This is a genomic window from Bradyrhizobium sp. UBA2491 (assembly GCF_002341725.1).
Taxonomy (GTDB): domain Bacteria; phylum Pseudomonadota; class Alphaproteobacteria; order Rhizobiales; family Xanthobacteraceae; genus Bradyrhizobium.
In genome coordinates this window covers 116,591-129,746 of record NZ_DDOP01000037.1, presented here as the reverse complement: position 1 = coordinate 129,746, position 13,156 = coordinate 116,591, and the positions used below count along the sequence as shown (strand labels likewise).

The 13,156-nt window shown below is 65.7% G+C and carries 13 protein-coding genes; 1 reads left to right on the top strand and 12 read right to left on the bottom strand.

What is annotated here, in order from left to right:
• Positions 1-51: 51 nt before the first annotated feature.
• The 12 genes from B2W55_RS11205 to B2W55_RS11150 all read right to left on the bottom strand — a co-directional run bounded on the left by B2W55_RS11205 (position 52) and on the right by B2W55_RS11150 (position 12,799).
• A complete protein-coding gene (locus B2W55_RS11205) occupies positions 52-1,188 on the bottom strand; it encodes a hypothetical protein (protein WP_024581447.1) in 1,137 nt (378 codons plus the stop codon).
• Between the two features lie 238 nt (positions 1,189-1,426).
• On the bottom strand, positions 1,427-2,167 hold the full coding sequence (locus B2W55_RS11200) for an SDR family NAD(P)-dependent oxidoreductase (RefSeq protein ID WP_024581448.1): 741 nt from the start codon (positions 2,165-2,167) through the stop codon (positions 1,427-1,429).
• Positions 2,168-2,325: 158 nt separating this feature from the next.
• On the bottom strand, positions 2,326-3,876 hold the full coding sequence (gene purF, locus B2W55_RS11195) for an amidophosphoribosyltransferase (RefSeq protein WP_024581449.1): 1,551 nt from the start codon (positions 3,874-3,876) through the stop codon (positions 2,326-2,328).
• Between the two features lie 25 nt (positions 3,877-3,901).
• A complete protein-coding gene (locus B2W55_RS11190; RefSeq protein WP_024581450.1) occupies positions 3,902-4,537 on the bottom strand; it encodes a CvpA family protein in 636 nt (211 codons plus the stop codon).
• Between the two features lie 186 nt (positions 4,538-4,723).
• On the bottom strand, positions 4,724-6,205 hold the full coding sequence (gene radA / locus B2W55_RS11185) for a DNA repair protein RadA (protein WP_024581451.1): 1,482 nt from the start codon (positions 6,203-6,205) through the stop codon (positions 4,724-4,726).
• 39 nt (positions 6,206-6,244) lie between these two features.
• Positions 6,245-6,727 (bottom strand): hypothetical protein, encoded by a 483-nt coding sequence (locus B2W55_RS11180; protein WP_024581452.1) that lies wholly within the window; start codon positions 6,725-6,727, stop codon positions 6,245-6,247.
• Positions 6,728-6,840: 113 nt separating this feature from the next.
• A complete protein-coding gene (locus B2W55_RS11175) occupies positions 6,841-7,566 on the bottom strand; it encodes a sulfite exporter TauE/SafE family protein (protein WP_024581453.1) in 726 nt (241 codons plus the stop codon).
• 130 nt (positions 7,567-7,696) lie between these two features.
• The gene (locus B2W55_RS11170) at positions 7,697-8,497 is read right to left on the bottom strand and encodes an outer membrane protein (protein WP_024581454.1); all 801 of its coding nucleotides are present in this window, start codon (positions 8,495-8,497) and stop codon (positions 7,697-7,699) included.
• Between the two features lie 257 nt (positions 8,498-8,754).
• Positions 8,755-9,525, bottom strand: coding sequence for an exodeoxyribonuclease III (gene xth / locus B2W55_RS11165; protein ID WP_024581455.1), 771 nt, complete (start codon positions 9,523-9,525; stop codon positions 8,755-8,757).
• A 28-nt stretch (positions 9,526-9,553) separates the two neighbouring features.
• Entirely contained in the window at positions 9,554-10,834 is a 1,281-nt protein-coding gene (gene alr, locus B2W55_RS11160; RefSeq protein ID WP_024581456.1) for an alanine racemase, read from the bottom strand.
• 48 nt (positions 10,835-10,882) lie between these two features.
• Positions 10,883-12,385 (bottom strand): replicative DNA helicase, encoded by a 1,503-nt coding sequence (locus B2W55_RS11155; RefSeq protein ID WP_024581457.1) that lies wholly within the window; start codon positions 12,383-12,385, stop codon positions 10,883-10,885.
• A gap of 291 nt (positions 12,386-12,676) precedes the next feature.
• Positions 12,677-12,799, bottom strand: a complete 123-nt coding sequence (locus tag B2W55_RS11150; RefSeq protein ID WP_256372062.1) for a hypothetical protein — start codon at positions 12,797-12,799, stop codon at positions 12,677-12,679.
• 207 nt (positions 12,800-13,006) lie between these two features.
• Here B2W55_RS11150 and B2W55_RS11145 point away from each other — a divergent pair, with 207 nt between their 5' ends.
• Complete coding sequence (locus B2W55_RS11145) at positions 13,007-13,156, top strand: hypothetical protein (RefSeq protein WP_244442213.1); 150 nt, start codon at positions 13,007-13,009, stop codon at positions 13,154-13,156.

The window sequence follows — 13,156 nt, the reverse complement described above, 5'->3', positions numbered from 1 at the left end:
GCGGCGGTGTGCGAGACGCCGGATGACGCGAGGCGTCGTCCGGCGTGGCCGTTACTTCAGCGCATCGGAGGTCAGCTTGAACTTCTGGATCCGCTTGCCTTCGACCTCACCGGTATAGACATTGCCCTTCTGGTCGACCGCCATCACGTGCAGCAGCGCGAATTGCCCTGCATTGCGGCCGCTGTGGCCGAAAGTGCCGACGACCTTGCCGTCGTCGCGGTTGATCACCCGGATCTCGTTGTTGGCGCCGTCGGCGTTCAGCAGGTAGGTCTGCTTCGGATCGGGCCACAGCGCGAGGTCGAACACCGCGCCGTCGCCGAGCGTCTTCTTCTCGTAGAAGAACTCCTTCACGAAGCTGCCGTCCTTCTTGAACACCTGGATGCGGTCCTGGCTGCGGTCGCAGACATAGACCAGCCCGTCGTCGGCGATCTTGATGCAGTGCACGGGATTGCCGAACTGATGCTGCGGCGCCGCGGCCGGATCGTAGGGCGGCTGCTTGTCGTCGTCCGGCCGTTTGCCGTAACCGCCCCAATGCCGCTTGTAGGCCAGCGTGGTGGCGTCGAACACGATGACGCGGCGGTTGCCGTAGCCATCGGCGACGTAGATCTCGTTCGCGTCCTTGTCGATCGCGATCCCGGCGGGCTTGCCGAGCTGGGTGGTGTCGTTGCTGTTGGTGCGGGGAGCGATCTTGCCGATCTGCCCGAGATACTTGCCGTCGAGCGTGAACTTCAGGATCGCGCTGTCGTCGTCGGCATTGCCGCCGATCCAGACGAAGCCGCGCTCGTCGACCGCGATGCCGTGCTCGCGGCCGACCCATTGATAGCCGTCGCCGGGACCGCCCCAGGATCGCAGCAGCTTGCCGTCGACGTCGAATTCCAGCACCGGCGGCGCCGCCACGCAGCATTTCGCGCGCGGCGGGGTCAGGCTCGCCGCCTTCTCGCCCTCGGTCAGCGAGCGCGGCCGGTGGATCACCCAGATATGCCCCTGCCAGTCGACGGTGATGCCGCCGATCTGGCCGATGATCCAGTTGTTGGGCAGCTGTTTCGGCCAGGACGGATCGACCGCGAAGGTCGGAACGTCGCCGGCCGTGGCGGGCGCCGGCGAAACGAGGAAAGCCGATGATGCGACGCAGGCGGAGAGCAACAATCCGGTGAGAATAGAGCGCGCACGATTGAACGTCGGCGTCATGATGCCTCCCGAGCTTCTTCTTGGCGGTCGTCCCGCTGGGAGCGCAGTCAATCGTGGGGCGGGGAGCGAGTCAATCGCAGGGAAATGCAAACCGAGCGTCGTAAAAGGTGTCTTCGCCCGGCCAGACCGGGCGATCCAGTACGCCGCGGCCCATCGGCTCAAGCACGGACCTCTCTGGAATACTGGATCACCCGCATGCGCGTGTGATGACAGTCGAGGGCGCGGCTCGCCGTGCCCCTTACGCCGGCGGCTGGAAACTCCGCAGCGTGCGTGCCTTGTAATCATACAGCCTGCCGGTTTCGGTCCAGGCGGGCGCGCACATCGGCACGATGAATTCGGCCGCCATCTCGGGCGTATCCAGTGTCATCGGGTCTTCGCCGGGAAACACCTGCGCGCGCATTCTTGTGCGGATCGGGCCGGGGCTGAACAGATTGACGCGCAACGCCGTGTTGGCGGTCTCGTTGGCCCAGGAGCGCACCAGTGCCTCCAGCGCGGCCTTCGAGGCCGCATAGGGGCCGAGATAGGCGTTGGCCTTGTGTGCCGCGCCCGACGTCACGAATACGGCGCGGCCGGCGTCGGACTGCCGCAGCAGCGGGTCCATGCAGCGGATCAATTGGAAATTGGCGGTGACGTTGATCGCGAACACGTCGTTCCACGGCTTCAGCTCGATATGGCCGAGCGGCGACGACGGTCCCGCGGTGCCGGCATTGCCGATCAGGATGTCGAGCTTGCCGTGACGTTCATGCAGCGCGAGCCCGAGCCGGGCGATGCCGTCGTAGTCGGTGAGCGAGAGCGGCACCAGCGTGGCGCTGCCGCCGTCCTTGCGGATCGCGTCGTCGAGCTCTTCCAGCCCGCCCTGGGTGCGCGCCACCGCCACGACATGCGCGCCGGCTTTTGCAAGTGCCACTGCGGTCGCATAGCCGATGCCGCGCGAGGCGCCGGTCACGAGGGCGATACGGGAGGCGAGGGGTTTTGTCATGGAAGGGACTCTAACAAATCGTCGTCCCTGCGAAAGCAGGGACCCATACGCCGTGACGGCGATATTGGAAGAAAGTGCTCGTGTCTAACACTGTCGCCAGCCACACAGGCCGGTGGTTATGGGTCCCTGCTTTCGCAGGGACGACAGTGACGATGTGGCTAGCTCGCCTCCGCCAGCAGCGAGAGCTGGCGCGGCGAGGGCTCGGCCTCGCTCTGGTCGGTGAGGTGGGTCGGATAGGCGCCGGTGAAGCAGTGGTCGGCAAACCTCGGATTTGCCGGGTCGCGGCCCTCATAGCCCATCGCGCGGTACATGCCGTCGATCGACAGGAAGGCGAGCGAGTCGGCGCCGATGATGTCGCGCATCTCCTCGAGCGAATGGGTGGCGGCGAGCAGGCCGCCGCGGTCGGGCAGGTCGATGCCGTAATAATCGGGGTAGAGGATCGGCGGCGAGGCGAGGCGGAAATGCACCTCGCGGGCGCCGGCGTCGCGCATCATCCGCACGATCTTCTTCGAGGTGGTGCCGCGCACCAGAGAGTCGTCGATCAGGATGATCCGCTTGCCCTCGATCGCGGCGCGATTGGCCGAGTGCTTCATGCGCACGCCGAGCTCACGCACGGTCTGGGTCGGCTGAATGAAGGTACGGCCGACATAGTGGTTGCGGATGATGCCAAGCTCGAACGGCACGCCGGAATACTGGCTGTAGCCGACCGCGGCGGGCACGCCGGAATCCGGCACCGGTACCACGACGTCGACCTCGGGATGGCTCTCGCGGGCGAGCTGGGCGCCGAACGCCTTGCGCACGTCGTAGACCGAGCGGCCGCCGACGATGGAGTCGGGCCGGGCGAAATAGATGTATTCGAAGATGCAAGGCCGGGCCGGCTTCGGCGGGAACGGCTTGTGGCTGTGCGCGCCGTGCTCATCGAACACGATGATCTCGCCGGGCTCGATGTCGCGGACATATTTGGCGCCGATCATGTCGAGCGCGCAGGTCTCGGAGGCCAGGATCGGATGGCCATCCAGATCGCCGAGCACCAGGGGACGGATGCCGAGCGGGTCGCGCGCGCCGACCAGCTTCTTGTTGGTCAGCGCCACCAGCGCATAGGCGCCCTCGATGGCGCGCAGCGCCTCGATGAAACGGTCGACGAAGCGGGTGCGCTTCGACTGCGCGACCAGATGCAGGATCACTTCGGTATCGGTGGTCGACTGCATCAACGCGCCGCCCTTGACCAGCTCGCTGCGCAAGGTCAGGCCGTTGGTGAGGTTGCCGTTGTGTCCGACCGCGAACCCGCCAGCATTGAGTTCGGCGAACAACGGCTGCACGTTGCGCAGGCCCGTGCCGCCGGTCGTGGGATAGCGGACGTGGCCGACCGCGGCATTGCCGGGCAGGCGCTCGATCACCTCGCGACGCGAGAACGTATCGCCGACCAGGCCAAGGCGGCGTTCACTGTGGAAGCGGCTGCCGTCGAAGGAGACGATGCCGGCGGCTTCCTGGCCGCGGTGTTGCAAAGCGTGCAGGCCGAGCGCGGTGATCGCGGCGGCCTCGGGATGGCCGAAGATGCCGAACACGCCGCATTCCTCGCGGAGCGTGTCGCCGTCAAGATCGGGATGGTAGCGGGGATCGTCTTCCCGGAGATGGTGCTGCGTTTCGATCGGGCCGAGGTCGAGAGCCATCTGGTCGGCATGATCGGAAGGGCTTTGCATCTCGTTCATTGCCTCTCGTAAGGGCCCAAATAGATTATCGGCCCGCGGGTTTCTCGATCAGCTTCTTCAAGCTGTCACGCGCAGGTTTGCTATAGCCGTCACCCGACGCCGGCGTCGCCTGATCGTTGGTATCGGCCGCAGAATCGTCGTCTGGCTTATTCTTCTTGAACTTCTTTAAGATGGTGTTCTCGGGGTCGTCAGGCAAGAGCGACATTAGCCAATCCCCGGTTCCTTGCAGCACCACCCGGGACTTCGCCCCGGTCACCCAGTCGGGCCGCTGCTTGTCCGGAACCAGCCAGGTGAAGAACATGAACGCCACGACCACGATCAGCAGGCCGCGGGCGAGCCCGAACAGGAAGCCCAGGGTGCGATCCAGAGCGCCGATCCGGGAATCCAGGATCATGTCCGAGATCCGCACCGTGACGATCGAGACCACGATCAGCGTGCCGATGAAGGTGCCGGCCACCACGACGACCGCGGCGACCGTGTCGTTATTGAAGTAAGTTTTGGCGGTCGGCAGCAGCTTCGAGAAAGCATACAGCGTGACCAGGGCGGCGGCGCCCCAGGCCGCGATCGACAGGATCTCGCGCATGAAGCCGCGCACCATGGCGAGCAGGCCCGAGATCAGCATCACGCCGAGCAGGACGAGATCAAGTATCGTTATGGGCATCGGCTGGTCAGGTCCGCTGGTACGTTTCGGTACGCTGTTAAGGGCTTACGCTGTTAAGGCTCTCGCGAATCGGCGTCTCGGTGCCGTCCTAACTGAGGCGCATCGGGGGCATCCGGCAAGGCCGGGGCGCCACCTGTCCCGCGCGGCGGATGTATAGCGGTGAGGGGCTGGGACGTCACGCCCGCTTTAGCTGTTGCCGCGACGGAATCGGGCCGGTGTGGCATTTTTCTCAGCCACATCAGGGCCTCCGGGGGCACTCTCGTCATCCCTGGGGCCGGCCCGGCCGCCGCGAGGCGTCCCGCGCGCGGCGATTTCGGCCACCAGTGTCGTCAGATTGCCGACGGTGTTGAGCGTAAGCCCGGCGTCGCCGCCGCCATCGCCGCGGGCCGATTCGGGCAGGATGGCGCGGCCGAAGCCGAGCTTCAGCGCCTCCTTGAGCCGGGCCGGGGTCTGCGCCACCGGCCGGATCGCGCCCGACAGCGAAATCTCGCCGAAATACACCGCATCGGTCGGCAGGGGCGCGTTGACCAGCGAGGACACCAGCGCCGCGGCAGCCGCGAGATCGGCGGCCGGCTCCTGGATGCGCAGGCCGCCGGCGACGTTGAGATAGACGTCATGTCCGGACAATTTGACGCCGCAATGCGCCTCCAGCACCGCCAGCACCATCGACAGCCGGCTCGGGTCCCAGCCGACCACGGCGCGCCGCGGCGTGCCGAGCGAGGTCGGCGCCACCAGCGCCTGCAACTCGACCAGCACCGGGCGGGTGCCCTCGATGCCGGCGAACACTGCCGTGCCGGGACTGCCGAGCTCGCGTTCGCTGAGGAACAGTTCCGACGGGTTGGTGACCTCGCGCAGGCCGAGTCCGGTCATCTCGAACACACCGATCTCGTCGGTCGCGCCGAAGCGGTTCTTCGCTGAACGGAGGATGCGGAACTGCTGCGAGCCTTCGCCCTCGAACGACAGCACCGCATCGACCATGTGCTCGACGACGCGGGGGCCGGCGATCTGGCCGTCCTTGGTGACATGGCCGACCAGGATGATCGTTGCCCCGGTCTTCTTGGCAAACCTGATCAGCGCCTGCGCCGAGGCGCGCACCTGGGTCACGGTGCCCGGCGCGGACTCCACGGTGTCGGTCCACATGGTCTGGATCGAGTCGATCACGATCAGCCGCGGCACCGCGCCTTCCGACAGCGTCGAGACGATGTCCTCGACCGAGGTCTCCGACGCCAACTGCACCGGCGCGTCGGCCAGCCCGAGCCGTTCGGCACGCAGCCGCACCTGCGCCACCGCCTCTTCGCCCGAGATGTAGACCGCGCGGTGGCCGGCGCGCGCCATCATCGAGGTCGCCTGGGTCAAGAGCGTCGATTTGCCGATGCCGGGGTCGCCGCCGACCAGCAGCACCGAGCCGCGGACGAAGCCGCCGCCAGTGACACGGTCGAGCTCGGCCATGCCGGAGGACAGGCGGGGGGCATCCTGGGTCTTGCCCGACAGCGATTCCAGCGCAAACGTCCGTCCCTTGCGCTTGCTGCGGATCGAGACCGGCACCGAGCCCGTGGTGTCCTCCTCGGCCAGCGTGTTCCACTCGCCGCAGGAGTCGCATTTGCCCTGCCAGCGATTATACGCCGCGCCGCAATTCTGGCAGACGAAGGAGAGAGTGGATTTGGCCATCGGGGAGAGCTCGATTCCGTTCTCTCTCCATAGCATGGATCAAGAGCCGGCAACGTCCGATGTCGGCCGCTGCTTCACAACGCGTACCGCGATCGGCGGGGCGGGCCACAGTTGCAGCCTGTAGCGATCGTCTCCTTCCAGGCCGTCCTCCGACAGCGTATCGAGCCCGCCATACGAGACCCGCACCCGGTAGGTCCCCGGAGCGACGTCGATGCGCGCGGCGTCGGGAAAATAATCGGTACAGCCTGCGATCGCGATGCGTCCCGACGGGACGTCCAGGCTGGCCTCGACAATGTGATCCCAGCCGGCAGAGTCATCGTTCGGCTCGCGTTCGAGAATCTGCACCGAGACCGGAACATGCATGTTGCGCACGGTGCCGATTCTGACGACACCCGACCCTGCTGCAAGCATCCGGTCGGTGGTTTCCGGTGTCCACTCGGCGGAAAGCTCATCCGCCGTGGATTCATCCTGGATATAGAATTGCGAGTAGTCTGCGAACAGCGAAAGTTCGAGAGATGTCATGTTGAGCTTCGCCCTCGGTGGAACTGCCGATCAGTAGCGCTGAAAGGCGACAATCGTTCGCGCATCGCGGCGCCGTTGGTTGAGCTGAACGTGGCGTTCGTGGGATCGGTCCTCTAATGCGCGGCAGCCGACCACAATAGCGACACGCCGGCCGCCAGCATGATGCCGTCCATGATCAGGCGGAACGCCTCCGGCTTCATGTGCAGCACGAAGCGTTTGGCGATGAAGGCGCCGGCCATCAACGAGGCGCCGGCAACCAGGCCCTTCAGCAGGATGTCCGGCGTCAGCGCGCCGAACCGCTCGAACGTCACCGACTTGCTGAGATAGAGCCCGAGCGAACTCGCCGCCTCGGTGGCGAGGAAGGCGCCCTTGTTGAGGCCGTAGAACAGAAACAGCGGCACGCTGAGCGGACCGGTCGACACCACGATGCCGGTGAGATAGCCGATGACGGCGCCACCGATTGCGAGATGCCAGAGATTGGCCTTCAGCTCGTGCCGCGCCAGCCAGTGCCGCACCGGCACCATCGCGATCAGGAACAGGCCGATCGCGATATCGACCGCGTGCGAGGGCAGCGCCAGCAGGGTGCGCGCGCCGAGCGCCGCGGCCGGGATGCCCGTGATCGAGTAGGCGAGGCAGGCGCGCCAGTCGACCTCGCGCCACCACGCCAGGATGCGCGACAGGTTGGCCATCACGGCCGCGACCGCCATGATCGGCACCGCCTGCTTCGGCCCGTACTGATAGACCAGCACAGGCATCAGCATGATCGACGAGCCGGTGCCGACGATGCCGGAAATGGTGCCGGCGACCAGGCCGACGGTAAGGACGAAGAGAAAGCCCACGTGCGCTCCACGACGTAATCCCGAACCACGCCAGAGACGATTCTCGGGAGCGGAAGCCGCACTGTGAGCTCAGGGTTCGAGGCGGTGCAAGGGCCGCCGTCGCGCCGTTCGATATGCAATCGGAAGCGGCTCAATATCTCGCGACGACCGTGCCGCCGAACCGGTAGTTGACGCGCACCGTCACCATGTCGACATCGGCGTGAATACGTTCGTCATGGTTGAGCGCGGCGATGAAGGCCGGATCGTAGGTCATGCGAACGGTATCGGTTCCCATGAACAGATGATCGTATTCGACCGCAAGCGACCAGTTGCGCGCGATGGCATATTCGGCGCCGGCACCGACCGCGCCGCCCCAGCGCGTATCGCTGCCGCGATCGGCGATGAATCCGATCGGGACGCCCGGTCCGAAGGTGGGCGTGATGAAGCTCTCGTAGCGATCGTGCATCACCGCCGCTCCGCCCTTGGCGTAGAGCAGGAAGGCGCCCCAGGAATAGCCGACCTGTCCGGTGAACAGGCCGATCGCATCGATCTTCGAACGGTTGGCGAAGCCCGTAAACAGCGGCGCTGTGGACGGGTTCGAGCCGGAGAGATCGGCCCAATTGCCCTGCGCTTCGACGCCGAACACCCAGGCTGCCTGTTGCCAGCGATAACCGATCTGGCCACCCGCGGTCGCGCCGCTGGCGGTGTGGCAGCCCTCAGGGCCGGTGAAATTCACGACACCGAGCGCTGGATTGGTGATGGTGAAGGGCACGATGTCCCAGCAGGCCCGGCTCCAGCCGCCACCGCCATTGGCCCCGACATAGAAGCCGCTCCAGTCAGTGGTGGTAACGATTGGCGGCGCCTTGGTGTAGGGGCGGGCGGCGAGGTCGGCGGCCGACGCGCTTGCAGTGCCGAGCGCGAGCATGGATGCGGCGACGAAATAGGTCTTCATGGGCAGCCCCAATGCATCAATCAAATGGGTGCCAGATTAGTCGATTTGCCCGACCGCAGGCTGTGCCCGGTCCGCCACATCCAGCCGCATTCGCCGGCATCGTCCACCCACATCTGTCATCGCCCGGCTCGGGCCGGGCGATCCGGTACGCCGCGGCCTCTCGGTTCAATAACAACTGCCTCTGGAGTACTGGATCACCCGCTTTCGCGGGTGATGACACTGAACGTGTTGAAGCAGAACCCGCATCATTGCGACGATCACCTCAACACCACCCACGCCGGAGCATGATCACTCGCGCCTTCCTCGCCGCGGATGTCGCGGTCGACGCCGGCTTTCGCAAGCCGCGGCGCCACTTGCGGGCTGAGCAGCAGATGATCGAGCCGCAGGCCGGCATCGCGCGGCCAGCGCTGGCGCTTGTAGTCCCAGAACGTGAACATCTGATCATCCGGATGCAGCGTGCGGATCGCATCGCACCAGCCCTGGTCGACCAGCGCCTTGAAAGCGGCGCGGCTCTTCGGCTGGATCAGCGCGTCCTTGTCCCAGGAACGCGTCGGATAGATGTCGAACGGCGTCGGCGCGACATTGTAGTCGCCGGCGAGCACCACCGGCACGTCCTGTTTGAGCAGCTTGGCGGCGTGCGCGCGCAGCCGCTTGAACCAGGCAAGCTTGTAATCGAACTTCGGACCGGGTTGCGGATTGCCGTTCGGCAGATACAGGCTGGTGACGACGATGCCGCGCACCGCGGCCTCGATGTAGCGTGCCTCGTGATCGGCGGCGTCGCCGGGCAGGGCGGTGCGGATCAACACGGGCTCGGTCTTGCGGGCCAGGATCGCGACGCCGTTCCAGGTCTTCTGGCCCTGCCACACCGCGCCGTAACCGGCCTGTTCGATCGCTGCTTGGGGAAACCCGGCGTCGCTGGCCTTGAGCTCCTGCAAGCTCACGACGTCGGGCTCGGCCGATTTCAGCCAGCGCAACAGGTTCGGCAGCCGGCGGTTGACGTTGTTGATGTTGAAGGTCGCGATCTTCATGGGTGTTCGATCGCGACGCTGCGCTTCGTCAGGCGGACGGCAGTGGCGGCGGCGCCGCGGGCGTTGCTGTCGGCAAGGTCGGCGGCGCGGCTTGCGCCGCGGCAGGCTCACTCTTCTCGGCGGCGGCGTCGCCCGCGGCGACCGCGTCGCCGCCCTTGTAGATGCGCACGAAGCGGCGGCCGAGGCTGGTCAGCACCTCGTAGCCGATGGTGCCGAAATGATGCGCCACCTCGTCGACGGTGATGCCTTCGCCGATCAGCGTCACCATGTGGCCGCGCCGCGCGGCGTTCTTGTCGAGATCGGTGATATCGACTGCGATCAAGTCCATCGAGACGCGGCCGGCGATCGGGCAGCGCTTGCCGGCGACCACGACCTCGGCGCCGCGGGTGCCGTCATTGGCGCTGGCGGCGCGGAAATAGCCGTCGGCGTAGCCCGCCGCGACGATCGCAAGCCGGGTCGGCCGCCGCGCGGTCCAGGTGCCGCCATAGCCGACGGTCTCGCCGCGTTCGATATTGCGGATCTGCACGATGCGCGCCTTGAGGTCGACCACAGGCAGCATCGGGTTGTCGGCCTCCGGCGTCGGATTGACGCCGTAGAGCGCACAGCCCGGACGCACCATCTCGAACTGGAATTGGGCGCCGAGGAACACGCCGGAGGAGTTCGCCAGCGAGGCCGGCACGCCGGTGAACAGGCTTGCGATCTCGCGGAAGCTCGCAAGCTGTTTTGCATTCACGGGGCTGTTGAGCGACTCCGCGGAAACCAGATGGCTCATGACCAGCGTGATGCCGTGGTCGCCGGCATTGATGCGGGGGATGATGCCCTGCGCCTCGCTGATCGTGAGCCCGAGCCGGTTCATGCCGGTGTCGATATGAACAGCCGCGCCACCGGACCAGCCGGAGCGGCGGCAGAACACGTCCCACTCGGCAAGCTCATTGAGATCGCCGATGACCGGCTTGCAGTCGATCTTGGCGTAGGCGTCGCCGGTCTGCTGGAAGAAGCCGCCGAGCGCGTAGACCGTCGCCTGCGGCGCCGCCGCGCGGACCACGGCGGCCTCCTCGACGGTGGCGACGAAGAAGGTCTTGCAGCCGGCCTTGGCCAGCGCGCGCGACACCTGCTCGGCGCCGCAGCCATAGGCGTTGGCCTTGACCACGGCGGCGCATTCGGCCGGCACCGCGGTCTTTTCGAGCTTGCGCCAATTGGCGATGATGGCGTCGAGGTCGACGGTCAGGATGCCGGTGGCGGTCGGATGGGCCGCCAGCAGATTGGCTTCGGGCGTCAGCTGCGATTTCGCGTCGGTCATGATGTTCATGGCGAAGTTGTACGCGCGCGGCTTGCGGCGTTCAACCGCGTCCCGGAATCAATGGGAGTGATCCGGAATTTGACCGTCGGGTGCGAGATCGCCGAACCGGGTGACGCTGGCCTCGAAGTGCAGTTCGACGGTGCCGGTCGGACCGTGGCGCTGCTTGCCGATGATGACTTCGGCCTTACCATGGGCCAGTTCCAGCTCCATCTGCCATTTCTCGTGCTCGGGGGTGCCGGGGCGCGGCTCCTTGTTGGCGAGGTAGTATTCCTCGCGATACACGAACATCACGACGTCGGCGTCCTGCTCGATCGAACCGGATTCACGAAGGTCGGAAAGCTGGGGGCGCTTGTCGTCGCGGTTTTCGACCTGACGCGAGAGCTGCGACAGCGCGATGACCGGGACGTTCAGCTCTTTCGCCAGCGCCTTCAGATTTGTGGTGATCTCGGTGATTTCCTGAACGCGGTTGTCATTGCCCTTCTTGCCCGAGCCCTGCAAGAGCTGGATGTAGTCGATTACGATCAGGTCGAGGCCCCTCTGCCGCTTGAGGCGGCGGGCGCGGGCGGTGAGCTGCGAGATCGAGAGGCCGCCGGTTTCGTCGACATAGAACGGCAGCGACTGCAACTCGATCGAACAGTCGCGGATCTTCTCGAAATCGAGTTCGGAAATGCCGCCGCGGCGGATATGGCTCGATGGGATGCCGGTGCGTTCGGCGAGAATACGGGTGGCGAGCTGCTCGCCGCTCATTTCGCAGGAGAAGAAGCCGACACAGCCGCCGTTGACTGCCTTGGTGGTACCGTCCGCCTGCACCTCGGGCACATAGGCCTTGGCGATGTTGTAGGCGATGTTGGTGGCGAGCGACGTTTTGCCCATGCCCGGGCGGCCGGCGAGTACGATGAGGTCGGAGGGTTGCAAGCCACCCATGCGGGCGTCGAGATCGCGCAGGCCGGTCGAGATGCCCGACAGCTTGCCGTCGCGCTGGAATGCCTTCGCCGCCATATCAACGGCGACCGTGAGCGCATCCGCGAAGCGCTGGAAGCCGCCATCGTAGCGGCCGGTTTCGGCAAGGCTGTAGAGTTGCCGCTCGGCATCCTCGATCTGCGCGCGCGGGGCAAAATCGACCGGTGCGTCGTAGGCGACGTTGACGATTTCCTCGCCGATCTGGATCAGGTTGCGGCGCAGGCTGAGATCATAGACGGTACGTCCGTAGTCCTGCGCGTTGATGATGGTGGTCGCTTCGGCGGCGAGCCGAGCGAGGTACTGGCTGACCGTCATGCCGCCCAGGTCGAGTTCGGCTGGCAGGAACGTCTTCAAGGTCACGGGATTCGCGACCTTGCCCATCCGGATCAGACTGCCGGCCGTTTCATAGATCTGCTGGTGGATGGCTTCGAAGAAGTGCTTCGGCTCCAGGAAATCGGAGACCCGGTAGAAGGCGTCGTTATTGACCAGGATCGCGCCCAGCAGTCCCTGTTCCGCTTCGATGTTGTGCGGCGCACTCCGATAGGCCGGGTTTGCGGCATCGGGCGCGAGCTTGTGGACGTTCGAATCGATCAAGGCCATGGACGAGTTTATTCTTCTGATTTCGTCGTTATTGGGATTTCCGGATATGGGGCGGCGATCAAGCGCCAGCCGGCCACAAAGCGAAAGCTCGGATGTGCCTTATGCACGATTCACACAACGCAATGTGTGAATCCGGTACAGCCGGGTGCATTCCGCTTGACGCGGTTTGGTCGGGATTCGCGGGGAGGGCCGCCGATCGGCGGCGCATGTGGCGGGAGTTCCTGGCGGCCTGAACCTTTTTCCGGGCCGCCGCACCAACTGAGACGTTGTTTGGCCGTTAGGGCCAGTTCCTCAGACCAAAATGAGGAAGGCCAATGCAATCAAGGCAGCCGCCACGCCGGTCGCGATCAGGGCGTAGTCGGTCACGAGGTCGCGCTGCGGGTCCAACATCGTCTGGTGCGTTTCTCGGGTCATTCCGGACCACTACGACAAACCGGAACGGACCTCTGTGAAGCAGGTCACACGTGCCGCATTTTCTTTGCGGCAAGTAGGCGGGAACGACCCGGCGAATTCCGGGTTGTCTTCGCTCACGAAAGAAAAGATACGGTGGCGATGGCTCAAGAGTTTCAGACGGCGCAATTTGCAGTTGGCCGCCCGAGTGGCCGAGACCGGCGTTGGCTCGTGGCGCTGGTCGGCGCCATGGAGCAGGCGGCGCGCCCGGAGGTCCGGAGCGTTTCCTGCGATCGCGGTCTGATCTCGGCCGCCAAGGCCCATCTGGCGCGCCCAACGACCTTCGCGCATCACGGCTCGGCCTACAGCCTGCGCAACTGA